Below are 23,640 nucleotides of genomic sequence, written 5' to 3'. Positions count from 1 at the left end.
TGGTCTGCGGGGGTGGGGCCTGCCGCGCGGTGGTGCTGGCGGCGGCCTCGCCGGCTCGTGCCCGCCCTGCGACCGCGGCGGCCGGGGCGGGGCGGCGACCTCCCCCTGTGATGCCTCGGTGGCGGAGGCGGCAATCATCCGCGGAGCCCCGGTCCCGAAGCTGCGCGATCGACGCACGCGTGGCGCGCCGATCGGCGCGTCGCGCTGGCCGCCTGCGATCCGGCCGGGATAGGCTCGCGATGTGCGTAGGGCCCCCGTCGCCGCCGCGCTCGCTGCGGCCTTCGGCTCGGCGGTCGCCGGCGCCGCGGCGGCGCCGCCCCCCTGGCTGGCGCCGGTCGCGCTCTCGGGGCCGGCCCCCGCCCTGCCGGCCGCCGGCCCGGTCGTCGCGACCGGCCGCGCGGGCGACACCGCCGTCGCCTGGCTGCGGCCGCTCGGCACGTCGGGGGCCGACGCGGTGGAGGTGGCCCTGCGGGAGCGCCCGTCGGGCGGGTTCGGGCCCCCGGTGCGCCTGGACGTGCGGCCCGGGCGGGGAGGCGGCGGCGGACCCGCGGTGGCGGTGCAGCGCGACGGGGCGGCGACCGTGGCGTGGGTGCGCGACGGCGTCGGCCGCGTCGCGATCGTGCCGCCCCCCGGCGAGCCGGCCCGGCCGGCGGTGGAGGTGCCGGCGGCGGGGCCGGTCGGCGCGGTGGAGGTCGGCGTCGCCGAGGGCGGGGCGACCGTCGTCGCCTGGGAGGAGGCGCCGCCCGGCGACCCGGCAGGGCCGACGATCGTGCGGGCGGCCACGCGGCCGCCGGGCGGCGGGCCGTTCGCGGCGCCCGTGACGCTCGGGCCGGCCGGGTCGGGCGAGGTGTCGCTCGACGTCGGGGGCGGCGGCGCGACCATCGTGAGCTGGCTCGGCCCGGAGGGCGCCGTCTGGGCCGCCCTGCGCCTGCAGCCGGCGCTGGTGTGGACGGCGCCCGTCCGGGTGTCGGCCGGCGGCGGCGCCCGCGCGCCGCGCGGCGCGGTGGGCGACTTCGGCGACGCGGTGGTCGCCTGGCTCGAGGACCGGCCGATGGCGGCCTCGCACGTGCGGCTCGGCGCCGGCTGGCGGCCGGCGGAGCCGATCGGCCCGGCCGGCGCCCTCGCGCCGCGCGGGCGCCTCTCGGTGGACATGGCCGGCCTCGGCCGCGCGATCGTGGCCTGGCGCCAGGGGCGCCCGCTCGGCGTGTGGGCCGCGACGCGCAACGACCCGGCGACCGTCCCCGGCCGGCGCTGGCATCTGCGGCGGGTCGCCACGGGGCCGCGCAACCTGGGCGAGCCGTCGGCCCGCGTCGCGTTCTCGGGCGACGCCCTCGTCGCCTGGTCGCAGCCGGACGCGCGGGGCGCCGGGGTCCGCGCCCGCGTGCTGCTGACGAGCGGCCGGGCGCAGCCGGCCGAGGCCGTCTCCCGCGGCCGGGGCGCCCGCGTGGCGCCCGCGCTGGCGCTGGGGACCGGCGGCGCGGCCACGGCCGCCTGGACCGCCCGGGCGCCGGGGGGCGCGCCGGTCGGGACGGTCGCCGCGGGCCGCCGCCGGATCGCGCCCTGAGCCCTACGTGAAGGCGCTCATCCCGGTGATCTCGCGCCCCACGATGAGGGCGTGCACCGCGTCGGTGCCCTCGACGGTGGACACGACCTCGACGTCGCCGAGGTGGCGGCCGACCTCGTTGTCGAGCAGGATCCCGTTGCCGCCGAGCAGGTCGCGGGCCTCGGCGACCACCGCGCGCGCCTTGGCCGCGTTGTGCATCTTCGCCAGGGAGGCCATCGGCGGCGTCAGGCGCCCCTCGCCGAGCAGCTCGGCCAGGCGCATGCACACCAGCCGCATCGCGGTCACCTCGCCGAGCATCTTGGCCAGGCGGAACTGGGTGAGCCCGTAGGCGGCGATCGGCTTGCCGAACTGCTCGCGCCCGAGCGTGTACTCCACCGCGAACTCGTAGGCCGCGACCGCGTGCCCGAGCGCGCCCCAGGCGATGCCCGGCCGCGCGTGGGCCAGCACCCGCGCCGCGTCGTCGAAGGAGCGCGCCCCCGCGAGCCGGTGCTCCTCGGGCACGCGCACGTCGCGCAGCAGGACGTCGGCCTGCCAGGAGGCCCGCTTGGCGATCTTGCCGGTGATGCGCCGGGTCTCGACGCCCGGGGTGCCCTTCTCGACCACGTACGCGCCCACGTCGCCTCGCGCGTCGCGCGCCCACACCACCATGAGGTCGGCGAACATCGCGTTGCCGATCCAGCGCTTCTCCCCGTCGATCACGTGGCCGGCGCCGAGCCGGCGCGCCCGCGTCTCGAGCGTGACCGCGTCGGAGCCGTGGTCGGGCTCGGTGAGCGCGAAGGCGCCCACCAGCTCGAGGCGCGCCATCGGCCCGAGCCACCGCGCCTTCTGCTCCTCCGAGCCGAGCAGCGCGATCGCGGTCATCGCGAGGCCGGAGTGCACGCCGTGGAAGGTGCTGACGCTGCCGTCCCCGCGCGCGAGCTCCATCGAGACCAGGCCCGCCGCCAGGGGCGAGAGCCCCGGCAGGCCGTGCCCCGTGAACGTGCCGCCGCAGACGCCGAGCGCGGCCAGCTTCGGGACGAGCGGGAACGGGAACTCGGCCCGCTCCCAGTAGCCGTTGATGACCGGGCGGACCTCCTCGTCGCAGAAGCGGCGCACCCGGTCGCGCACCGCGCGCTCCTCGTCCGAGAGCCGCAGCTCGGTCAGGTAGAGGTCGCTCGCCCCGCCGCCCTCCAGCGCCATGCCCACCCCCTGGGTCCACGCCGGCCGACGCGACCGGGTCGCGGACGAGCCTGACATGTTGCGCGGTCGACCCGGGACGGCGACGATGGCCGCCCACCGCGAGAGGAGGGCCGATGGCCACCTGTCAGCACACCGTCTGCACCTGCGAGGCCGCCGAGAGCAGCGACTACTGCTCGGACTGGTGCGCCGCCAACCCCGACGCGCAGGAGTGCCACTGCCACCACGCGGGCTGCCGGGCGCCGCACCACCACTAGCGCGCGGGCGCGGCCGCGCCGGGGATCAGCCCCGGTCGAGCCCCAGCTCGCGGCGGAGCGCGTTGACGCGCCGCACCGCGGCCTGGGAGATGCGCTGGTTGACCAGCAGCTGGGCCGCGGAGAGGCGGATGCGCCCCGGCGCGCCCGCCCGCCCGGGCGCCGGGGCCGGCCGCCCGTCCACGCGCGCCCGGGCCGCGTTGACGCGCCGTACGGCCGCCTGCGAGATGCGCTGGTTGATGCGCAGCTGACCGGCGCTCAGCCGCACCCGCCCGCGCCCGGCGCCCGCGGCCCGCGCGGGCGCGGGGCGGCCCTCGAGGTGGGCGGTCACCTCGTTGACGCGCCGCACGGCCGCCTGCGAGATGCGCTGGTTGATGCGCAGTTGGGCCGCCGTCAGGCTCACCCGGCCGCCCGAGCGCCGGGGCGCGGCGGGCTCGCCCCGCCGGGTGACCCAGAACCACGTGCTGCGCAGCCCCAGCTCCGCGCGCACGGCCGCGCCGGTGGTCTCGACCGACCGCCCGCCCGCGCCGTCGAGGCGGATGCGCACCACGCGCGGCGAGACGCCCCGCTCGAGCACCCGCACCGCCTCGACGGGCGCGCCGACGGCGAAGCGCCGGCCGAGCTCGGCGGCGCCGACCGTCACGGGGTCGGGCCAGGCGCGATGGTAGGGCGAGCCGGCGTCCCAGGGGTCGTCGACGGCCCGCAGGTACGGCAGCGGCTCGCCGGGCCAGACGTGCTCGTTGGCCTCGGTGCGGCCGCCCGACGACGACGAGAAGTACGCCGCGATGACGCGGCCGCCGTAGAGGAGCACCCGCCCCGCGGTGCGCCGCACCGCCGCGGTCGTGCGGGCGTCCTCGCCGTCGCGGCCGCCGTAGACCTGGCTGCGCACGTCGGCGTGCAGGTCGTAGTGGCCGCCCGCGCGCCGTGACGCGAGCGCGTAGGAGCGCGCCGCGATCGCCTGCGCGTCGAGCGCGGCCGGCGCATCATCCCCCCACGAGGCGGGGACCTCGCGCGGCAGCACGCCGGCCAGGTAGTCCTCGAGGTCGACCACGTTGACGCCGTCGAGGCGCGCGCCGACCACGTGGGCAGCGAACGCGCCCCGGTAGCGGCGCCCGTCGATGGCGATCACACCGCCCCCCGAGGCGGTCGCCGTCACCGGCCCGGCGCCCCGGGCGACCTCGCGCCCGGCGGCGTCGTGCAGCGCGATCCCCGCGCCCGCCCGGCGCACGCCGTAGCCGCCGGCCGGCACGGCGATCGCCGGCGCGCCCGCGAAGGCGACCGACATCGCGGTGTCGGAGCGCAGCGCGATGGCCGCCACGTTCTCGGCGACCCGCACCCGCAGGGTGGTCGTGCCGGTGGGCGCCACGACCGCGCCCCGGTAGTAGTGGGCGAGGATCCGCTCGGCGTCCCAGCCGGCGAGGGCCGCGCCGCGCGCGCCGTACTGGCTCATCCCCACGCCGTGGCCGAACCCGCGCCCCTGGAAGGTGAACGTCACCTCGGCCGCGGCGGGCGCCGCGGCGGCGAGGGCGCAGGCGAGCGCGAGGGGCACGATGCGGCGGGGGCGGACGGGCACGGCGGGCACCGTAGCGGCTCACGGCTCGCGCGCCGAGATCACCCGGTCCACGATCCCGTAGTCGCGCGCCTGACCGGCGGTCAGGAAGCGGTCGCGGTCCATGTCGCGCTCCACCCGCTCGAGCGGCTGCCCGGTGTGGCGGGCCACGATCTCGTCCAGGCGGCGACGGACGGCGAGCGTCTCGCGGGCGTGGATCTCGATGTCGGCGGCCTGGCCCTGGAAGCCGCCGCTCGGCTGGTGGGTGAGGATGCGGGCGTTCGGCAGCGCCATGCGCTTGCCCGGCGCGCCCGCCGCCAGCAGCACGGCGCCCATGCTCATCGCCACGCCGAAGCAGATGGTCCGCACGTCGGGGCGGATGAACTGCATCGTGTCGTAGATCGCCAGCCCCGCGGAGACGACGCCGCCGGGCGAGTTGACGTAGAGCGAGACGTCGGCGTCGGGGTCCTCGCTCTCCAGGTGCAGCAGCTGGGCCACGATCCCGTTGGCGACGGCTTCATCGACCGCCGAGCCGAGGAACACGATCCGCTGGCCGAGCAGGCGGGAGCAGATGTCGTACGCGCGCTCGCCCCGGGGGCTCTGCTCGACGACGGTGGGCACGAGCTGCATCGGCTATCCTTTCGACAACTCAGCGGTTGTCACGCGACGATAGCAACACGTCGGTTGTCATAGGGGGAGCGATGCCGGTGCGGCGCGAGGTCGAGATCGAGGCCAGCCCCGAGGAGGTCTGGGAGACGATCGCCACGGACGAGGGCCGCGAGCGCTGGCTCGGCGACGACGACGCGGGGCGGCGGATCCTCGTCGAGTCGGCCGACGCGCCGTCGCGGCTCGTGTGGTGGTGGTGGGAGGGCGACGGCGAGGCGACGCGCGTCGAGTTCCTCGTCGTCCCCGCGCCCGGCGGCGCCCGGGTCGTGGTCGCCGAGGAGGCGCCGGCCGTGCCGCTCGCGCGGCTCGCGGCGGCCTGCGCGCTCGTCGCGGCGTGACGGACCCGCTCGGTCCCGTGCTCGCCGCCCTGGCCGACCCCACGCGCCGGCGGATGATCGACGCGCTGCTGCGCGAGGGCGTCACGAGCGTGCCGCGGCTGGCGGGCGAGCTGCCGATCACCCGTCAGGCGGTGGCCAAGCACCTCGCGACGCTCCACGACGCCGGGCTGGTCGACCGGCTCGCCGGGCCCGGCCGCGAGGTGCGCTACCGGCTGCGCCCCGGCGCCCTCGATCCGGCGCTCGGCTGGATGCGCGCGACCGCCTCGGCCTGGGACGCCCGCCTCGCCCGCCTCAAGGGCGCGGTCGAGGGCGGCGGCCGCTAGCGGTGCAGCCGCACCACCTCGCCTGAGCCCAGCAGCCGCTCGCCGGCGGCGGTGAGCAGGCGCAGCCGGCCGAGGTCGTCGGTGCCCGCGCAGGTGCCGGCGACCTCCTCGCCGGGCAGGCTCACCGTGACCACGGCGCCGGCCAGCGCGTCGCGCGCGGCGCAGGCGCGCAGGAGCGGCGCAGGACCGGCGTCGATCCACTCGCGGTAGCGCCGCCCCAGGGCCGCCAGCAGCGCCACCAGCAGGTCGGCGCGGGCGGGCGGGGGGCCGGCGTCGGCGAGCGCGCCGGGCGTCCAGCGCGCGTCGTCGAGGGCGGGCGCCGCGCGTACGTTGACCCCGACGCCCGCGACCGCCCAGGCCACCCGCTCCTGGTCGGCCGACGACTCGCAGAGGATGCCGGCGACCTTGCGGCCGCCGACCAGCACGTCGTTGGGCCACACGATGCGCGCGTCGGGCCCGAGCGCCTCGGCCACCGCGACCGCGACCACGACCGGCAGCAGCCCGGCGTCGACGGGGGCGACGGGCGGCCGCAGCAGCACGGAGACCAGCAGCGCGTCGCCCGGGCCGGCGAGCCAGCTGCGCCCCCGGCGCCCGCGGCCGGCGCGCTGGCTGTCCGCGCCCACCACGGTGCCCTCCGCCGCGCCGGCGCGCGCCAGGGCGGTCAGGTCGTCGTTGGTGGAGCCGGTCTCCGCCGCCCACCGCACCGGCCCGGCCAGCGGCGGGACGAGCCGGGGCTCGACCAGCGACGGCACGACCGGGTCGGCGCCGGCCGCCAGCCGGTACCCGCCGCGGCCGGCCTCGACCGCGGTCCCGGCGGCGCGCAGCGCCTCCACGTGGCGGTGGACGGCGGCCCGCGAGCAGCCCATCCGCTCGGCGAGCGCCTCGCCCGACACGCCCGCCGGCCCGGCGCCCACGAGCGCGGCCAGCACCGCTTCGCGCCGCGCCGCCGCCTCGTCCGCGCTCACCGCGCCGCCCCGGTGGACCCCGCCGCGATCACCACGCGACCCTACAGGGGCCGCGCCGCCCTACTGGCGGCCCGCCGCCCGGTCGCCCGCGTCGACCGCCAGCACCAGCACCTCGATGCGGGGGTCCTCCGACCAGCCCCACTCCCCCTCGAGCTCGGCGCTCGTGACGAGCAGGTCGGCCTCGCCGGCGGACACGACGCGCTCGACCTCCCAGGCGGGCGCCTCGCGCACGTCCACGCCGGCGTCGCCGAGCCAGTCGCGTAGCAGGCGCCGCACCGGCGAGTGCGACAGCACCAGGAGCACGCGGTCGGCCGGCGGCGGCGGCGGCGTCATGCCGCGCCGATACCCGCCCGGGCCCGGCGCCAATCCGCCGCCGCTCATCTGCCGAGGAGGATGCGCCGCACCTCGCCCTCCCGCGCCGGCTCGAGGATCGCGAGCACCTGGTCGCCCGCCTGGAGCACCGTGCCGTCGGTGGCGATCTGGGCGGTGCCGTCGCGCACCACGGAGATCAGGCGGCTGCCGTCCGGCAGCCCCAGCCGGTCGATCGCCGCGCCGACGCAGGGGCACGACGGCCCCACCTCCACCTCCACGATCGCGAGGTTCTCGTTGCGCAGCTCGAGCAGGTGCACGAGGTCGTGCTGCGGCACCTCGTGCTCGACCAGGGCGAGGATGCGCGCCGTCGAGCACACCGTCGGCGACACCCCCAGCAGGTCGAAGTGCTCCTGGTTGCGCGGGTCGTTGACCCGGCCGATCACCTTCTGCACGCCGTAGCGCTCCCGCGCCAGCTGGGCGATGACGATGTTGTCCTCGTCGTCGCCGGTGACGGCGGCCACGATCTCGGGCGGGCGGGTGATCCCGGCCCGCTCCAGCACGTAGAGCTCGGTGCCGTCGCCCTGGATGACCCGGTGGCCGAACTCCTCCGCGAGCGCGGCGGCCCGCTCGGGCCGCTGCTCGACCACCACCACCTCGCGGCCCTGGTCCGCCAGGGAGCGGGTCACGTTGGCGCCGATCTTCCCGCCGCCCACCACGATCGCGAACATCAGGCCGCCTCCTTCGCCGCGAGGGCCCAGCGCGCGAGCCCGTCGACGGCCATCCTGACCGGCGAGATGATCTCGAACCCCCGCCCGGCGAAGGCCTCGGCTCGGGCGGGGTCCTGGATGCGCGCCGCCACGTGCCGGACGCCGAAGCGGCGCACCGCCACCTGCGCGATCACCAGGTTGGTGTTGTCGCCGTCGGTGGCCGCGATCAGCACCTGCGCGTCGCCGACGCCGGCCTCCTCGAGCAGCTCCGCGTCCATCCCGTGGCCGATGACCACCGGCGCGCGCCAGTCCTCGCCGAGGCGCGACAGCGCGTCCTCGTCCTGCTCGACCACCGTGACCTGCCAGCCCTCGCCGGCCAGCGTGCGCGCGAGCGCCGATCCGACCCGGCCGCACCCGATGACGATGGCCCTCATGAGCGCATCATTGCGCGTCGCCGCCGCCCGTGACGTCCCCGGGATGGGTGACGACCATCACCTCGCACGGCGCGCGGCGCAGCACCTCCTCGACGGTCGGGCTCACCAGGCGCGACTGGCGGCGCCACCGGCCCGAGGAGCCCAGCACCACGAGGTCCGCCCCGGTCGCCGCGGCCTCCTCGAGGATGGCCGCCGACAGCGACCGCGCGCGCACGACGCGGGCGTCCACCTCGATGCCGTGCTCGGCGGCGATCTCGCGCGCGTCCGCCACCTCGACGCGGGCGCGCTCCTCCTCGCCGGGCTCCAGCGGCGCGTCGAGCGGCCGGGCCAGCGGCACCTGCAGCACGTGGAGCACCCGCACACGCGCGCCGGCCTCCTCCGCCAGGCGGATGGCCGTGGCGAGCACCTCCTCCCCCACGCCGTCGAGCTTCAGCGGCACCAGCACGGTGCGCACGCCGCCGGCGCGCGGCTCCTCCGGCACCAGGTCGGGCACCGCCGGGGTCGCGCGGCCGAGCAGCGCCCGCCCGGCGCGGCGCCGGGACGCCGCGTAGAGCGCCGCACCGGCGACCAACCACAGCGGCCCGGCGACGGCCGCGCCGCCGTGGGTGAACAGCGAGCCGATCCACAGGGCGAAGGTGAGGACGGCGCCCGCGACGGCCGGCACCGGGATCGCCGCCCCGCCCACCCGCACCCCGCCCGGCACCCGGAACGGCCGCTCCAGGCCCGGCTCGGTCACGCGCAGCCGCACCACGGCGGCCTGCGCCGCCGTCATCGCGATGAGCACGCCGAAGCTGTAGACGCCGGCCAGGAACCGCGCCCCGTCGCCCGAGGCGTCGGCGAGCACGATGAGCGCCGGCGCGATGACGGCCGCGGCCAGCGTCGCCGCGGGCCGGGGCGAGGCGCCGCGCTCGGGCCGGGCGAAGGCGTGCGGCAGCATCCCGTAGCGCGCCATCGAGTAGGCGAGGCGCTCGCCGCCCGCCATCGCCGTGGCCATCACCGTGACGAGGATCAGCGCGTTCGCGACGCCGACGACCCACACCAGCGCGTCGCCCCCGACGGCCAGCTCGTCGCCGATCGCGCGCGCCACCCCGACGAGCGGCGCCTCGAGCCAGGCGCCGCCGAGGTCGGTGGCGACGCCGTCGGGGGCGTCGGCGTCGGGCCGGGTGGGGTACGCGACGACCCCGACGACGGCCACGGCCACGTTCAGCACCACCACCGCGCCGATGCCGACGAACAGGCTGCGGGGCATCGTGCGGCCGGGCTCGCGCACCTCCGCCGCGAAGTTCACGATCGTCTCGAGGCCCGTGTAGGCCAGCGTCGCCAGCGTCGTGGCGAGGGCGATCGACCGCCAGGAAGGGCTGCCGCCGAGATCCATGCCCTGGCCGAGCGCGTCGGGGGTGAACAGCACCGCGAACCCGAGCACGGCGATGACCACCTGCACCACGATGGCGACGCCGGACACCACGACGGCGATCGCGTAGAGCCGCACCCGGCGCGAGACGCGGGCCACCGCGAGGGCCGCGATCACCCCGATCCCCACGACCGCGTCCCAGGGGCCGCCCACGATCGCGTCCCAGCCGAGCGCGGTGCCCAGGTAGCCCGGCACGAACAGGGCGGTGAGCGCGATCACCACCAGGTAGTCGAGGAAGAGCATCCAGCCGGTCACGAACCCGGCGGGGTCGCTGAACGCCCGTCGCACGAAGGTCGCCGCGCCGCCCGGCTCCGGCATGGCGGTGGAGCCCTCGGCGTACGAGAGCGTCACGACGAGCACCAGCGCGCCCACGGCGAGCAGCACCCAGGGCGTGGCGCCCACGGCGTAGATGGCCACGATGCCGAGCGCGAAGATCAGCGAGGAGCCGATCTCGCCGTAGGCCACGAGCGCCAGCGAGCGCGCCCGCAGGCGGCGCTCGGGCGCGGTCAGCCGCGGCGCCACGACCGCAGCATCCAGAGCCGCATGGCGCCCGCGGCGACCATCAGCCCGCCGAGCAGCAGGCCCAGCCCGCCGCCCACGCCGAGGGCGACGGTGCGCGCGACCACCACCGCGCCGAGCACGACGAGGGCGACGGCCAGGACCGCCGCCAGCCGGCCCGGCGCCCCGGTCACGCGGCCACCGCCGCGCGACTCGCGACGATCACCCGGCACGGGGCATGGCGCACGACGTGGCGCACGGTGCGGCCGAAGGCCGGGGCCCGGCGCCCCGCCGGCCGGCGCGAGGTGCCCATCACCACGAGCTGCGCCTCGCGGGCCGCCGCGTCGGCCACGATCGCCTCGCCGGCGCTGCGGGCGCGCTCGAGACGCGTGACCGCGCGCACGCCGTGGCTCTCGACGAGGGCCCGCGCGTCGTCGAGCAGCTCGTTGGCCTCGCGCTCGCGCTCGGGCATGCGCGCCGCGAGCGGCAGCTCCATCGGCACCTCGATCACGTGCAGCACGGCCACCCGCGAGCGCCGCTCGGCGGCCAGGCGGGCCGCGGTCACGAGCGCCTCCTCGGACGCCGCCGACCGCACGACCGGCACCACGATGGAGCGGTACTGCACCTCGAGCGCCTCGCCGAGCACGAGCGCCGGGGCGCGGTGGGTCTCGCGCAGCGGCAGGCGCGCGACGCGCAGGCGGTAGACGGCGTAGAGCGCGAACCCTGCGGCGAGCCAGAGCAGCCCGGCCCAGCGGGTGAGCGGCTCCTGCACGACGACCACGAGCCAGGCGGCGCCGGTCGCCAGGCCGCCCAGCACGGCGAAGAGCGGCAGGTCGACGCCGCCGACGCGCAGGTTGGGGCGCGACCGGTAGACCAGCTCCTCGCCGCGCCGGCGCACGCGCAGGGCCACGATCGAGGCGTGCGCGATCGTGAACGAGAGCATCGCGCCGAACGAGTACATCGTCCCGAGGAAGTCCGTCTGGCCCGGCAGCAGCGCGAGGACGGGTGCCACGCCCGCGAACAGGACGAGGGCGAGCCACGGCGTGGTGAAGCGCCGGTGCAGGCGCCGGAACGGCCCGGGGAGCTGCCGGTAGCCGGCCATCGAGTACGTGATGCGCGAGGCGCCGATCACCCCCGCGTTGGCGGCGATGAGCAGGATCGTCGCCGCCAGCAGGCCCACGTAGAGCTCGAGGGCCCGCAGCAGGCCGCCCTCGACGCCGAGGTTGTCCACCAGCCCGAGCACGGGGTCGTTCGCGTAGCCGCCTTCCTCCGGCGGCAGGCCGAGGGCGGTGGTGTGGCCCTCGGGGCCGAGGCTGACCGGCATCGCCGAGAGGGCGATCGCCGGCAGGGTGAAGTAGATCGCGTAGACCGCCACCGCCACCAGGCGGATCGCCTGGGGGATGTCGCGGGCCGGGTCGCGGGCCTCCTCGGAGAGGTTCGAGATCGTCTCGATGCCCGTGTAGGCGATCATCGCCACGGGGATCGCGAGCAGGAAGCTCTGCCAGGTGGGGGCCACCCCCCACGTGACGTTGTCCAGCAGGATCCCCGGCGAGAAGATCAGCACGAAGCCCAGCAGCACGAGCAGCGCCTGGGTGGCGAAGTCGACCACCGCGAGCAGCACGTTGAGCTTCGCGGCCTCCTTGACGCCCACGATGTTGACCGCGACGAGCACGGCCACCACGACCGCGCCCACCGCCACGTCCCACGGGTTCTCCCTGAGGGGCTCCCAGAAGATCGACAGGTAGTGGGGCACGAAGAACGCCGAGATGGCGACCGTGATGACGTAGTTGAGCATCTGCGCCCAGCCCGCCCCGAACGAGACGACCTCGTCGAAGGCGTGGCGGGCGAAGCTGGCCGATCCGCCGGCCTCGGGGAAGCGGACGGTGCCCTCGGCGTAGGTGGCGGCCGTGGCGGCGAAGATGAGGCCGGCCAGCACGAAGACGAGCGGCGTGAGGCCCAGCGCGAAGGCGGCGGTGACGCCGAGCGCGTAGTAGATCGACGAGCCCACGTTGCCGTAGGCCGTCGCGAACAGCGCCGGCGCCCCGAGCACGCGCTCCAGCCCCTGCTCCTGACGGCGGCGCCGCGGCACCGCGCAACTCTAGGGCCGCACGGGCCCCGCGGACCAGCGGGCGGCGCCCCGCCGGGCGGCGTTCAGGTGGCGTTGGGCGGCGTGTACCGGTAGCGGTCGCCGGCGAGCGTGGCGATCGGCGACCCGCCCCCCGGCCCCGGCCCGAGCGCGGCCCGCAGGCAGGCGAGCTGGATGCGCAGGCGCGCCGCGGGGCCGCGGGGCGCCCACGGCCAGGCCGCGGCGGCCAGCAGGCCGGCCGGGACGGGGTCGCCCGCGCGCGCGGCCAGCGCGGCCAGCAGCCGCAGGCCGGCCCGGCCGACCGGCGCGGGTCGCCCGCCGGCGAGCGCCCGGCCGGCGCGCAGGTCGAGCTCCAGCCAGCCGTCGGCGTAGCGGCCGCCCGGCAGCAGCCCCTCCGACGGCCGCTGGATGATCGCCTCGAGCCGGTCCAGCAGCTCCGCCGGGCGGAACGGGCGCGCGAGGTGGTCGTCGGCGTCGCCGGGGCCGGCCACGCGGCCGAGCAGCTCGGGCCGCGAGGCCACCACCAGCACGGGCACGTCCCCCAGCTCGCGGATGCGCTCGAGCGCCGAGCGGCCGCCGGCGCCCCGCGTGCCGGCGTCGAGCACCACCGCGTCCGGGGGCGCGACCGCCAGGCCCAGCGCCACGGCGCGGGGACCGCACGCCTCGTCGACGCGGAACCCCGACCGCTGCAGCAGGCGGCGCAGCGACCGCCGCGCTCCCGCCCGATCGTCCACCACCATCACGCGCCTCGCCATCGCCGGGCAGAGGTACCCGCCGGCCGGGCGGCCAACCGCGCCGTGACGGCGCGGGGGACGACCGTCAGGTCGCGCCGGCCCCCAGCACGCGGCGGGCGGCCCGCTCGAGCCCCCCCGCCAGGAGCAGCCCGTGCTCGTGCGGGCGGCTCGACAGCCGGCCGGCGAGGAAGCGGCGCGAAACGTCGGCGCGCATCACGCGCCACGTGATCCCGGGCGCCCGCTCGAGCGCCGCGCGCGCCGCCCAGGCGGTCGCCGCGTGGCCGGCCATGGTGCGGCGCAGGCGGCCGGCGTAGGGCGCCATGTCGGCCGCCCGCCCGGCGAGCACGTCGAGCGCGCAGGCGGCGGCGATCTCCGACGAGATGAAGGCCTCGAACATCCCGTCGCCCGACAGCGGGTCGATGAGCCCGGCCGCGTCGCCCACCACCGCGGCCCGCCCGCGGGCGATGCCGCCCCAGCGCCGGCGCAGCGGCAGCCGGTGCCCCCGCACGGCGGTGAGCTCCGACGGGTCGACGCCGTGCGCGGCGCAGAGCCGCGCCAGGTGCTCGCGCAGCCGCGGCCCCTCCGACGCCCAGCCGCCGACGCCCACGTTGACGTGGTCCGCCTTCGGGAAGACCCAGCCGTACCCGCCGGGCACGGTCGCCATCTCGAGCGTGACGCGCGAGCGGTGCAGCGCCTCCCGCTCGGGCGTCATCGGCGCGTTGCCCTCCAGCGCCACCCCGTGCAGGCGGTCGGCGCCGAGCCCGAGGGCGCGCGCGCTGATCCCGTTGGCGCCGTCGGCCCCGAGCACGACCGACGCGGTCAGCCGCTCGCCGCCGTCGAGCGCCACCACCGCCCCGGCGGGCCCCAGCTCCACGTCGCGCACCCGCACGCCGTCGCGCACGTCGGCCCCCGCGCCCCCCGCGCGCTCGAGGAGGTAGGCGTCGAGCCGCCTGCGCTGGGTCATGAGCGCGATCGGCCGCTCGAAGGCGTGGCGCGTGACCCGGTCGAAGCGCAGCCGCAGGTCGAGCCGGTCGATCGCGTCCTCCACCACCGGCGAGACGTCGACCGGCAGCACCCGGGTGGCGCGGATGGTCAGCCCGCCGCCGCAGGGCTTGTCGCGGGGGAAGCGCTGGCGGTCCAGCACCACCACGCGCGCGCCGGCGCGCGCCAGGCGCAGCGCCGCCGACGACCCGGCCGGCCCGGCCCCCACGACCACGACGTCGACGCGCCCGCTCACCGGCTCACCGTGTCGAGGTCGCCCACGCGGCCAACCGTAGCGCCCCCGCGGCGCGTCCGGGTGCAGCTTCCGGCGGAATCGCATGGACTGAGACGCCGGCGGGTGGGAAACATGAGAGCACGTCCCGGAAAGGAAGCCCCATGTCGCTCGAGCCCGGAGATCTCGTCGAGTTGCTGCGCCGACGGCGCATGGCGCCCGACAGCATCCTCTCGCTGCAGGAGGGCGACACGGGGACCGTGATGCGGGTCGGCCTCACCAGCTGCGTCGTCGACTTCGGCGGCCTCGTGGCGGTCGTTCCCCTCAGCGACGTGGCCGAGGTCGGCACCGTCGTCTGGTGGGGGTAGGGCGCCGGCGCCCGCGGGGGGCGCCGGCGCCGCCCGTCGGCTCGCGCGCGACCGGGCTCGATCCGCGGCGGCAGCGCCCCCCGCCCGCGCACGCGGATGACGCGTGCGTCGCGAGCGCCCCGTCAGGGCTCGCGGGCGATCCCGTCGCCGTGGCCGTGGAAGCGGTGCGGCTCCGAGCCACCGAGCGTCCCCGCGCGGACACGTTGTCGCAGTCGAGGTCCCGGACGAGTTGCGGTCGGGCGGCGAACGCGCCCGCGCCCGGGCCCGGATCGCCGGACGGCGACGCGAGGGCGTCGACGCGGGAGATCACCTTCGCGCGGGTGATCTCGAGCACCACGGGCGGCCCGGCGACGGCCGGCTCGTGGACCGGGCGCGCGGTCACGGGGCCGGATGCGACCGCCGCCTGCGCCCCCCCTTCCGCGGTGGCGCCGAGCCAGGCGGCCGCGAGCATCACGAGGGCCAGCGCGATCGCGGCGGCCGCACCCCCCACGGCGCGACCGCGCATCGTCGGGCCGGAGGACCCGGGGTCCAGGATCCGGCGCGGGAGCGTCCACCCGGCGAATTGCGACGGGCGGCGGCGGCGGTCACACGGCGGACGGGGCCCGCTATACTTGATTGCGCAAGCAACAGACGAGGGCGGTGGGCGATGCAGTTCGGGATCTTCTCGGTCAGCGACATCACGAAGGACGCGGTCACCGGCAGGACGCCGAGCGAGGCCGAGCGCATCGACGCGATCGTGCGGATCGCGAAGCGCGCCGACGAGGTGGGGCTCGACGTGTTCGCGATCGGCGAGCACCACAACCCGCCGTTCTTCTCGTCGTCGCCGACCACGCTGCTCGCGCACATCGCCGCCGTCACGGAGCGGATCGTCCTCTCCACCGCGGTGACCCTCATCACCACGAACGACCCGGTGAAGGTCGCCGAGGACTACGCGATGCTCCAGCACCTGGCGAAGGGCCGCGTCGACCTGATGCTGGGCCGCGGCAACACCGTGCCGGTCTACCCGTGGTTCGGCCAGGACATCCGCCGGGGCGTCGAGCTGGCGCTGGAGCACTACAACCTGCTCCACCGGCTGTGGCGCGAGGACGTGGTGGACTGGGAGGGCGCCTTTCGGACGCCGCTGCAGGGATTCACCTCGATCCCCCGGCCACTCGACGGCGTGCCGCCCTTCGTGTGGCACGGCGCCATCCGCACCCCGGAGATCGCCGAGCAGGCCGCCTACTACGGCAACGGCTACTTCGCCAACAACATCCTCGCGCCCAACCTGCACTTCAAGCCGCTCGTGGAGTTCTACCGGCAGCGCTTCGCCCACCACGGCCACGGCACGCCCGAGCAGGCGATCGTGGGGCTCGGCGGCCAGGCGTTCATCGCCCGGCGCTCGCAGGACGCCGTCCGCACCTTCCGCCCCTACTTCGAGGGCTCGCCGCTCTACGGGGCGAGCTACGACCTGGAGGAGTTCATGCGTGCGACCCCGCTCTCGGTGGGCAGCCCGCAGGAGGTGATCGAGAAGACGCTCGGCTTCCAGGAGGGCTTCGGCGACTACCAGCGCCAGCTGTGGATCGTCGACCACGCCGGCCTGCCCGTGGAGATGGCGCTCGAGCAGGTCGAGCTGCTCGGCACCGAGGTGGTGCCGGTGCTGCGCAGGGAGATGGCCGCCCGCCGGGCCCCCGGCGTGCCGGACGCGCCGACGCACGCGAGCCTCGTGCGCGCGACCTACGGCGACGCGGAGCCCCGTCAGGCGCGCCCCAACCCGAACCGCGGCGACAACCTCACCGGCACGTCGCCCTACCTGGACACCGACCCGGGCGTCCTCGCCGACCGCCCGCTGGTGCGCTGAGCATGGCCGGGCCCACGCGCCTCGTCGTCGTCAGCGCCGGCACGGGCACCCCGTCCTCCACGCGCGCGCTCGCCGACCGCATCGCCCAGGCGGGCCTCGACCTGCTCGCCGAGGCGGGGACCCCGGCGACCGTGAGCGTCGTCGAGCTGGGGCCGCTGGCGGCCGACACGGCCCGCGCCCTCGTCGCCGGCTTCCCCGGCCAGGCGGTGCAGGAGGCCATCGACCGGCTGGCGGCCGCCGACGGGCTCATCGTGGCGACGCCCGTCTACAAGGCCGGCGTCAGCGGGCTGCTCAAGTCGTTCGTCGACGTGCTCGACGAGGACCTCCTCATCGCCACGCCCGTGCTGCTGGCCGCGACGGGCGGCTCCCCGCGCCACTCGCTCGTGGTCGACGACCACATGCGGCCGCTGTTCGCCTACATGCGGGCGCTCACGCTGCCGACCTCGGTCTACGCCGCGCCCGAGGACTGGGGCTCGGCCGAGCTCGGCAGGCGCATCCAGCGGGCGGCGGCCGAGCTGGCGGTCGTCGTCGGCGCCGGGGTCGCGCGGGCCGTGGCGGACCGCACCTGGTCGGGCCACGACCACCGCTTCGCGGGCGACGCGGCCCGCGCCGAGCGCACGGCGGCCGACGTCGACTTCGACTCCCCCCTCATGCGCCTCGCCGCCGGCGGCCGGCTGCCGCCCCGGGAGGCCGGGGCGTCCTGACGGGGCGGGCGGCGGGCCGGCGGGCGGGTCAGCGGCCGGAGCGGCGCGCCCACGGCGCGAGGTACTCCCCGAGCTCCGGGTGCCGGTCGATGTAGGCGGCGGCGAACGGGCACGTCGCGACGGCGCCCGCCCCGGCGGCCCGGGCGTCGTCGAGGGCGCGCCGCACGAGCAGCCCGCCGAGCCCCGCGCCCTCGTGCCCCGGGAGCACCTCCGTGTGGGCGATGATGACCACCTGGCCGGTGGGGCGGTAGTCGAGCCAGCCGGCGAGCTCGCCGTCCACGCGCAGCTCGAGCCGGGAGCGCTCCCGGTCGTCCGTGATCTCCGGTGCAGACATGCCCAGGTCCCCCGATCGTCGACGCGTCAGGCCCATCCTCGCTGGTACATGATGGCCGCGACGCCCGGCAGGCGGATCGGCCCGCCCGGCGCGCGCCCGCGCCCGCGCTTCAGCCGCCGCGCGGATCCGCCAGCGCGAGCCCCCCGCTGACCCCGGCGGGCCCCGCCGCGCGCGCGGCGGGCACGACCTCGCACGTGACGAGGCCGGTCGTCGCCGTCGCCCGCGCCACGAGCGGCCAGAGCCGCGCGATCTCCGGCACCGTGTCGATGAAGGTCACGAGCACCGGCGTGCGCCGCCGCACGGCGAGCAGCCGGTCGCCGTGGGCGGGACGCCCGGCGGAGTGCCCCGCCACGCCCCGCAGCACGGTGGCGCCGGCGGCCCCGGCCTCGCGCAGCCGGCGGACGAGCTGGGCGTGCAGGGGCGCGCCGTCCCAGCGCTCCCACTCGCCGGCGAGCACCGAGACCCGCTGCCACATGGCCAGTCCCCGCGCGTCGCGCGCCGGCACGGCGGGCGGCTCGCCGGTGACCCGCCCGTCGTGCCGCACCACGCGCACGCGCTCCACGGTCACGACGTGGGGCCCGGGCAGCGCGTCGCCCAGGCGGGGCAGCAGCTCGGCGTAGCGCTCCGGGGGGCCGACGCTCAGCACCATCGCCGGCACCCGCGCGTTGCGGGCGAGGAAGCGCGCCCGGTGGCGCTCGCGGGCGATGGTGCCGTCGAGCCCCGCGAGGGCCGTGGCGCCGGGCACCCCCGCCTCGCGCAGCGTCGCGAGCGCGGCGCGGAGCGCCGTGCGGCCGTCGCGCCGCTCCGACCGCCCGCAGTAGACGACGAGCTTGACGTCCGCGTCGCCGGGCGCGCCGAGGTCGCCGCCCTGCCGCGGGTCCGCCACGACGACGCGCTCGAGGGTGACCAGCCCGTGCCCCACGATCGCGGCGACCTCGGGGACCAGCCGCTCGATCCGCTCCGCGACGTCCACCGCCACCGCGACGAGCGGCAGGTCGTCGGAGAGGGTCAGCAGCCGGTCGGTGCGCAGCCGGTGCTTGACGCCGAACCCCTCGACCCCGCGCATCAGCACCGACGCGAGCACCCCGTGGCGCCCGCACAGGTCCATCAGGGCGTCGGCGAGCAGGCGCCCGCCCGCCCGGTCGCTCTCGCCGAAGTGCACCACCAGCTTGAGGCCTTCGGCGCTCACAGCCGGGCGCCGATCGCCCAGCCCGCCCCCGCCAGGGCGATGCCGGCGGCCAGCGGCAGCACGAGGTTGGCCGCCGCCAGCACCGGCCGGCCCTCCTCGGCCAGGCGCTGGGTCTCGAGCATCCAGGTCGAGAAGGTGCTGAACGAGCCGAGCGCCGCCACGGCGACCAGCACCCGCCAGGTCTCGCCGGGCGCGGCCCCCGCCAGCAGGCCCGCCAGGAACGCGCCGACCGCGTTGACCGCGAGCGTGCCCCACGGCAGGTCGCCGCCGAGCCGCCGCGACACCGCGCCGTCGAGCAGGAAGCGTGCGAGTGCGGCCAGGCCGCCGAGGCCCGCGACGCCGAGGGCCTGCAGCACCGTGGTCAGGCCGCCCCCAGCCGCGCGCGGCGCACGAGCGCGCCGGCCAGGACCACGCACAGCAGGCCGCCCCCGATCGACGTGCCGACGTAGGTCGCCGCGAGCCCCGGGTGGCCGTCGCGGGCGAGCCCGATCGCCTCGACCTGCAGCGAGGAGAACGTCGTCAGCGCGCCGCACAGCCCGGTGCCGAGCAGCGGCCGCATGCGGGGGCTCGGCGGCAGCCGCTCCAGGAGGCGCGTCGCCACGTAGCCGAGCAGCGCGGCGCCCACCAGGTTGGCGGTGAAGGTCGCCCACGGCCAGCCGCCCGGCCGGACCGGCAGCGCCTGGTCGAGGCCGAACCGCAGGAGCGCGCCGGCGGCGCCGCCCGCCACGACCGAGGCGCTGACGGCGTGACGCGAGAGCCGGCCGCTGCCCATGGGTCGGACGCTAGCGGCCGGGCCCGTGCCCCACGCGCGATGCGGCCGCTGCAGGCGCGCCCGGATGGTCCAGCGCGAAGTGAAGCACCCGGAGATCGGCGCTTCGGAGCGCGGTCGCCCGAAGCCTCGCCACGGACCTCGCCGCGCGAGACCTGACGGCCACGCGCCGTCGGTCGTCGTCGGCCAGGCGAGCCCCCACCCCGCGCGCGCCGAGGCGAGAGGGCATCAGCTCATCCGTGCCGCGAGCAGGGTCGTGGGCTCGTCGAGGGGGTCCTCGTCGCCCCCCTCGACCGTGCATGGAGCCAGGCCCACAGCGTCCTGACCGCCGCTGCCCTGGGCGCGACGGACCGGCGAGCGGCCGGTGCCTGGAACTCGCCGGCGAGCGCCGTCACCGGGTTCGCGCTTCCGCGCACGTGGTCCCGTCCATCGGCCGCCATCGCGGCCGAGCCGGACGTCGCCGGTCCCTGAGGACCCGCTCGCGATGACGCTCCCGGCGTACCAGCCCGCCACGCGCGTCCCGAGCCTCCGCGAGGGGGCCACCCGGCGGGGCCTGCCGCTCGTCGGCGCCGTGACGCTCCGCCGCGGCGGGGCGCCGCCGCGCCCGCGCCCCCGCTCGACGGCGCGGGCGACCGCGACCGTGCGCACCGCGAAGTCCAGGTCCGCCAGCGAAGGCCGAGCATCCGACCACGCCGCGAGCCGACCCCCGCCATCCGGAACACCTCGACAGCCCGCGCGGGTGTACGGGGCCGCCGGTCGAGGGCCCCGAAGAGCGGCGTGGGTGTGCGGCAGCATCCTCCCGGGCCCGACCTCGGAGCCCGCGCCGACCATGTCCGGCGGCGCCCCTCCGAGCCGAGCGGACCGTGGCGGCGGCCCGAGGAGCGGCCCCCTCGAGCACGCCGACGCGCATCGCGTCGGCCCTCGATCCGACGGTGGGCTGCAAACAGCTCGTCAACATGCGGCGCATTTCCGTCAATGGAAGGTAAACGAACATCGACCGGCCGGCCGCACCGCTGTTGGATCGCCGTATGTAGCCACGATGCCACGCCGAGGGATGGAGAACGAGATGACGGAAGCGGGCAGCGAGGAGACGCCGCGCTCCTGGACGCTTCGGGAGGTCGCGAAGTTCGCCATCCCGGCGGCCGTGTTCGCGATGTTCATCGATGCGGCCCTCGGCCATGGACTCGCCTGGGAGAACGATCCCTACTGGAGCTACTGGATCACGGACACGCTCCTGATCGCGACCGTCTTCGGCCTTGGCACCGCCTGGCTCGGTCTGGGAGCCGGCCGGGGGGCGATCCTCGCGGCCGCGCAGACGCTCGTCCTCACCGTCTATTACTGGTCCTTCGCCCCCATCGGCCTTCCCGCCTCACCGCATTGGCTCGACTTCGAGCACACCTGGCTCACCGGCCTGCCGATCCATTTCAGCGTGTACTACCTGGGCTACCTGACCGCCCTGTGGCTCCGGCGGCGACGCCCTGTCGCGGCGGACACCGGCCCCCCGGCGCGCGACGCGCTCGCGGCGCTCATCACGGCGATCGCCGTCCTGGTGCTCGCCGGAGGCGGGGCGGCACTCGCGCTCGGCGACTTCCCGGGCGTCACCTGGTTCGTGATGCGGTTCGCCATCACGGTCCCGATCATCCTCATGTGGTGGAGCCTTGCGGGACGCGACCTGGTGGGGGCGCTCTCGGGCGCCGTCGTCCTGGCGCTGGCCTGGGCTGCCTATGGCGATTACCTCGGACCGACAGGGCTGCCCGATACGCCGCTTCGCCTGCTCGACGAGGCACCGCCGTCATCGACGGTGGAATGGCTCAGCTATCGCGAGCTGTGGCTCATCAGCGTGCCCGTCTACGTGGCCGCCATGGCGCTGGTGCTCACCGCCGCGACCCGCCTGTTCCGCGGCGCGCGCCAACCGAGCACCGCCGGTGGACCACGTGCGCGCGCCGGCCTCCGGGCCGCCGCCGGGCTGCCGCTGGTCCTCGTCGTTCCTCTGCTCATCGCCTTGCCGGCCGCCTCGGACGCCAGCGGATCAGCCTCGCTCGAGGCCGCCGGGCCCGCCTCCATCGAGGTCCCGCCGCGAGACGGTGGCCCGATGGCGTCGAGCGAGAGCTCGCTCAGCGCGCGCGTCGAGGACTCCCGGCGCAGGACGACACCGCAGCCGCCTCACGACGACGTCCTCCTGGAGGCCACGATCGAGCACCCGGCCGGCCAGGCGTTCGAGGTGCGCGCGAGCACCGCGCTCGTGAACGAGCCACGCGGTCGGCACACGACCTGGCGCGGGGTGGGGCTCGACGTCTGGCAGCACGGCCGCACGGGGATCGGCTCCGGTGACCTGCCCGAGATGCAGGCGGACGTGGCCGTGTTCGCCCTCGGGGAGGTCCGCACCGGCGGTCGCCTCGTGGCGAGCCGGGTCCCGATCCAGTTGAGCGCGCACGGCGACGGCGAGGGCGACCGGGCGCTCGAGCTCCATGTCGGCGACCCTGACGCCCCCGTGGCCGGACTGCCCGGTGGCCGGCTGCACGTCGCATGGGACCGGGTGCTCCACGTCGGACAGTCAGACGACGGCCTGCGGTACGGCGTCGGCGCCGCCGTGCTCGCCGGCCTGCTGGTGTTCGCGCTCGGTGCGAACGGCGTCATGCCGCGGCGCCGGTGAGGGGATCCGCGGCACCAGAGCCGGCGTCGGGCGGCCGGACGATGACCGCCGGTTCCCGCCCGGGAGCGCCGTCGTCGGCCCACTCGGCCCGGCGCCAGCACCCACCCCCGCAACGTCTCCAGCAACGGCCCAGACGCCGCGAGAGCTCCACGCAACGTCGTCGGACGCCTTCACATACGGGATCGCGACGCCGCAGCGGGCACGGAAACGCCCCGCGTTCGCGACGCTCTCCGAGGCGCGCCCGGCAGGATTCGAACCTGCGACCCACGGCTTAGAAGGCCGTCGCTCTATCCAGCTGAGCTACGGGCGCTCGCGGGCCGCACGCTAGCGCGCCGGCCCGGAACGGGCGCGGCCCCCGCCCTCGGTGCGAGGACGGGGGCCGCGGGTGACGCGTCCGAGCCGGGTCGGGCTAGCTCAGGTACTTGCTCGCGTCGATCCCGTGCTCCTCCATGAGCTTGGTGAACGTCTCGCGCATCTCCTCGGGGTAGTCCGGCAGGTTGCCCTGCGCGAGGACCTCCTCGGCGCGCTTCTTGATGTTCGGGCCGAAGTCCCAGTCGTCGTCGTTCATCAGGCGGCGGACCTCCTTCTCCGGCCACGAGACGACGCCCGGCTCACGCGAGAAGCGGGAGGCGAGCTGCTCGATCTCGTCCATGCGGCCCGAGGTCGGCGCCTGCTCCTGGATCATGCCCTTCTCCTTCAGGGCCTCCATGAGCTGGGGGTCCGGCATGTACGGGGTGCCGTGGGCGTCCTTGTGGAACAGCTTCTCGAACTTGAGGCGGGGGCGCTGGCCGCCGCCCTTCGCGTCCTCGAGCGGGTAGCCCACCGCGTGGCCCCAGGTGAACTTGTAGTGCGGCGGGAGGCCGAAGGCCTTCTCGATGCCGCCCGGCTTGCGGCCGAAGGCGATGAGGATGCTGCCGACGTCGAGCGAGACGCCGGTGAGCATCGCCTGGCACACGGCGAGGCCGCTCTCGAAGCGGAGCAGGTTCTCGGTGCGCTCGGTCGGGAAGCTCATCAGACGCGGCACGGTCTGCGTCATCGTGAACTCGTAGTTCCAGCCGTGGTACTTGGTGAGCGCGCCGGAGAGGGCGAGCGTCGAGAGGCCGTCGTTGGCGCGGCCGTACCACGCGTTCAGGTTCGTCAGCCAGAAGATCAGGTGCGAGCTCTGGTTGATGATCTGGACGTTGAAGCCGGAGACGCACTCCTCGATCTCGTCCCAGAGATCACAGGTCTCCTTCTCGACGACGATCGCCTCGGTCGCGTTGATGTTCCCCTGGCAGGAGGCCATCCGCCCGGCCTGGAGCATCGTCTGGATCTTCCAGTCCTCGACCTTCCGCTCCGGGTCGTAGTACCGGATGCTCCGACGGTCCCCGACGGTCTGGAGAAAGCTCTTGTCGGGGATATCGGCTGCGCTTACGGACATCTGGCCCCCCTGGGGTTTCGGTCTTGGCTCGTGCACGACGTGGCGGGCTGCACACGGACCCGGCCACGGCGAGGCCAATCTACACGTGCGGTCCCGCTCGTGGCGACAGTTGCGAGCGGCTCGGGCACACCGCGTT

At 76.9% G+C, this 23,640-nt stretch carries 25 protein-coding genes and 1 tRNA gene; 8 read left to right on the top strand and 18 right to left on the bottom strand.

Translation table 11 applies throughout. The annotated features are described in order from the left end of the window. The first annotated feature begins 241 nt into the window (after window positions 1-241). A complete protein-coding gene (locus ITJ85_RS06530) occupies window positions 242-1,564 on the top strand; it encodes a hypothetical protein (protein ID WP_217915551.1) in 1,323 nt (440 codons plus the stop codon). A gap of 3 nt (window positions 1,565-1,567) precedes the next feature. Here the strand turns inward: ITJ85_RS06530 and ITJ85_RS06525 are convergent, their stop codons facing one another. Further along, a complete protein-coding gene (locus ITJ85_RS06525; RefSeq protein WP_217915550.1) occupies window positions 1,568-2,743 on the bottom strand; it encodes an acyl-CoA dehydrogenase family protein in 1,176 nt (391 codons plus the stop codon). A gap of 113 nt (window positions 2,744-2,856) precedes the next feature. On the opposite strand from ITJ85_RS06525, the gene ITJ85_RS06520 reads away from it, so the two are divergent. Continuing rightward, on the top strand, window positions 2,857-2,997 hold the full coding sequence (locus tag ITJ85_RS06520; protein ID WP_217915549.1) for a hypothetical protein: 141 nt from the start codon (window positions 2,857-2,859) through the stop codon (window positions 2,995-2,997). A 25-nt stretch (window positions 2,998-3,022) separates the two neighbouring features. Here the strand turns inward: ITJ85_RS06520 and ITJ85_RS06515 are convergent, their stop codons facing one another. Both ITJ85_RS06515 and ITJ85_RS06510 read right to left on the bottom strand, forming a co-directional pair. Next, window positions 3,023-4,567: a SpoIID/LytB domain-containing protein gene (locus tag ITJ85_RS06515; protein WP_217915548.1), complete on the bottom strand. Its 1,545-nt coding sequence runs from the start codon at window positions 4,565-4,567 to the stop codon at window positions 3,023-3,025. A gap of 18 nt (window positions 4,568-4,585) precedes the next feature. Then, entirely contained in the window at window positions 4,586-5,173 is a 588-nt protein-coding gene (locus tag ITJ85_RS06510; protein ID WP_217915547.1) for an ATP-dependent Clp protease proteolytic subunit, read from the bottom strand. A gap of 71 nt (window positions 5,174-5,244) precedes the next feature. On the opposite strand from ITJ85_RS06510, the gene ITJ85_RS06505 reads away from it, so the two are divergent. Together ITJ85_RS06505 and ITJ85_RS06500 are read left to right on the top strand one after the other, a co-directional pair. Continuing rightward, window positions 5,245-5,547 carry an SRPBCC family protein gene (locus ITJ85_RS06505; protein ID WP_217915546.1) on the top strand — a complete coding sequence of 101 codons (303 nt, stop codon included), beginning with the start codon at window positions 5,245-5,247 and terminating at the stop codon, window positions 5,545-5,547. Next, the gene (locus ITJ85_RS06500; RefSeq protein ID WP_217915545.1) at window positions 5,544-5,870 is read left to right on the top strand and encodes an ArsR/SmtB family transcription factor; all 327 of its coding nucleotides are present in this window, start codon (window positions 5,544-5,546) and stop codon (window positions 5,868-5,870) included. The genes ITJ85_RS06505 and ITJ85_RS06500 overlap by 4 nt, the downstream gene beginning before the upstream one ends. Here the strand turns inward: ITJ85_RS06500 and ITJ85_RS06495 are convergent. From ITJ85_RS06495 to ITJ85_RS06455, 9 genes are all read right to left on the bottom strand, one after another. Continuing rightward, a complete protein-coding gene (locus ITJ85_RS06495; RefSeq protein WP_217915544.1) occupies window positions 5,867-6,835 on the bottom strand; it encodes a biotin--[acetyl-CoA-carboxylase] ligase in 969 nt (322 codons plus the stop codon). The genes ITJ85_RS06500 and ITJ85_RS06495 overlap by 4 nt on opposite strands. Window positions 6,836-6,895: 60 nt before the next feature. Then, window positions 6,896-7,168, bottom strand: a complete 273-nt coding sequence (locus ITJ85_RS06490) for a hypothetical protein (protein ID WP_217915543.1) — start codon at window positions 7,166-7,168, stop codon at window positions 6,896-6,898. A gap of 44 nt (window positions 7,169-7,212) precedes the next feature. Continuing rightward, window positions 7,213-7,875 carry a potassium channel family protein gene (locus ITJ85_RS06485; RefSeq protein ID WP_217915542.1) on the bottom strand — a complete coding sequence of 221 codons (663 nt, stop codon included), beginning with the start codon at window positions 7,873-7,875 and terminating at the stop codon, window positions 7,213-7,215. Next, entirely contained in the window at window positions 7,875-8,288 is a 414-nt protein-coding gene (locus tag ITJ85_RS06480) for a potassium channel family protein (protein WP_217915541.1), read from the bottom strand. Before ITJ85_RS06480 ends, ITJ85_RS06485 begins: the two co-directional genes overlap by 1 nt. A gap of 7 nt (window positions 8,289-8,295) precedes the next feature. Continuing rightward, window positions 8,296-10,221, bottom strand: coding sequence for a universal stress protein (locus tag ITJ85_RS06475; protein ID WP_217915540.1), 1,926 nt, complete (start codon window positions 10,219-10,221; stop codon window positions 8,296-8,298). Continuing rightward, complete coding sequence (locus tag ITJ85_RS06470; protein ID WP_217915539.1) at window positions 10,206-10,391, bottom strand: hypothetical protein; 186 nt, start codon at window positions 10,389-10,391, stop codon at window positions 10,206-10,208. Before ITJ85_RS06470 ends, ITJ85_RS06475 begins: the two co-directional genes overlap by 16 nt. Next, the gene (locus tag ITJ85_RS06465) at window positions 10,388-12,286 is read right to left on the bottom strand and encodes a universal stress protein (RefSeq protein ID WP_217915538.1); all 1,899 of its coding nucleotides are present in this window, start codon (window positions 12,284-12,286) and stop codon (window positions 10,388-10,390) included. Before ITJ85_RS06465 ends, ITJ85_RS06470 begins: the two co-directional genes overlap by 4 nt. Before the next feature lie 62 nt (window positions 12,287-12,348). Next, window positions 12,349-13,038 (bottom strand): response regulator transcription factor, encoded by a 690-nt coding sequence (locus ITJ85_RS06460; RefSeq protein ID WP_217915537.1) that lies wholly within the window; start codon window positions 13,036-13,038, stop codon window positions 12,349-12,351. A 64-nt stretch (window positions 13,039-13,102) separates the two neighbouring features. Next, entirely contained in the window at window positions 13,103-14,254 is a 1,152-nt protein-coding gene (locus ITJ85_RS06455; protein ID WP_217915536.1) for a geranylgeranyl reductase family protein, read from the bottom strand. A gap of 140 nt (window positions 14,255-14,394) precedes the next feature. Here ITJ85_RS06455 and ITJ85_RS06450 point away from each other — a divergent pair, with 140 nt between their 5' ends. The 3 genes from ITJ85_RS06450 (at window position 14,395) to ITJ85_RS06440 (ending at window position 17,139) form a co-directional block, all read left to right on the top strand. After that, on the top strand, window positions 14,395-14,598 hold the full coding sequence (locus ITJ85_RS06450) for a hypothetical protein (protein ID WP_217915535.1): 204 nt from the start codon (window positions 14,395-14,397) through the stop codon (window positions 14,596-14,598). 646 nt (window positions 14,599-15,244) lie between these two features. Next, window positions 15,245-16,435: an LLM class flavin-dependent oxidoreductase gene (locus tag ITJ85_RS06445; protein ID WP_217915534.1), complete on the top strand. Its 1,191-nt coding sequence runs from the start codon at window positions 15,245-15,247 to the stop codon at window positions 16,433-16,435. Window positions 16,436-16,437: 2 nt separating this feature from the next. Beyond that, entirely contained in the window at window positions 16,438-17,139 is a 702-nt protein-coding gene (locus ITJ85_RS06440; RefSeq protein ID WP_217915533.1) for a CE1759 family FMN reductase, read from the top strand. A 28-nt stretch (window positions 17,140-17,167) separates the two neighbouring features. On the opposite strand, the gene ITJ85_RS06435 is transcribed toward ITJ85_RS06440, so the two are convergent. The 4 genes from ITJ85_RS06435 to crcB (ITJ85_RS06420) form a co-directional block, all read right to left on the bottom strand. Continuing rightward, the gene (locus ITJ85_RS06435) at window positions 17,168-17,473 is read right to left on the bottom strand and encodes a GNAT family N-acetyltransferase (protein WP_217915532.1); all 306 of its coding nucleotides are present in this window, start codon (window positions 17,471-17,473) and stop codon (window positions 17,168-17,170) included. Between the two features lie 109 nt (window positions 17,474-17,582). Further along, a complete protein-coding gene (locus tag ITJ85_RS06430) occupies window positions 17,583-18,662 on the bottom strand; it encodes a DUF190 domain-containing protein (RefSeq protein WP_217915531.1) in 1,080 nt (359 codons plus the stop codon). Beyond that, window positions 18,659-19,018 (bottom strand): fluoride efflux transporter CrcB, encoded by a 360-nt coding sequence (gene crcB, locus ITJ85_RS06425; RefSeq protein WP_217915530.1) that lies wholly within the window; start codon window positions 19,016-19,018, stop codon window positions 18,659-18,661. The genes ITJ85_RS06430 and crcB (ITJ85_RS06425) overlap by 4 nt, the downstream gene beginning before the upstream one ends. Before the next feature lie 5 nt (window positions 19,019-19,023). Continuing rightward, window positions 19,024-19,434 carry a fluoride efflux transporter CrcB gene (crcB, locus tag ITJ85_RS06420; RefSeq protein ID WP_217915529.1) on the bottom strand — a complete coding sequence of 137 codons (411 nt, stop codon included), beginning with the start codon at window positions 19,432-19,434 and terminating at the stop codon, window positions 19,024-19,026. A 1,051-nt stretch (window positions 19,435-20,485) separates the two neighbouring features. Here crcB (ITJ85_RS06420) and ITJ85_RS06415 point away from each other — a divergent pair. After that, entirely contained in the window at window positions 20,486-22,084 is a 1,599-nt protein-coding gene (locus ITJ85_RS06415) for a hypothetical protein (protein ID WP_217915528.1), read from the top strand. A gap of 236 nt (window positions 22,085-22,320) precedes the next feature. Here ITJ85_RS06415 and ITJ85_RS06410 read toward each other — a convergent pair. Together ITJ85_RS06410 and ITJ85_RS06405 are read right to left on the bottom strand one after the other, a co-directional pair. Then, window positions 22,321-22,394 (bottom strand) — tRNA-Arg (locus ITJ85_RS06410). 99 nt (window positions 22,395-22,493) lie between these two features. Further along, window positions 22,494-23,504 (bottom strand): nitroreductase family protein, encoded by a 1,011-nt coding sequence (locus ITJ85_RS06405; protein WP_217915527.1) that lies wholly within the window; start codon window positions 23,502-23,504, stop codon window positions 22,494-22,496. Window positions 23,505-23,640: the final 136 nt, after the last annotated feature.

The sequence above is a fragment of the Miltoncostaea marina genome (assembly GCF_018141525.1).
Lineage (GTDB): Bacteria > Actinomycetota > Thermoleophilia > Miltoncostaeales > Miltoncostaeaceae > Miltoncostaea > Miltoncostaea marina.
This window is presented reverse-complemented; position numbering and strand designations above follow the sequence as displayed.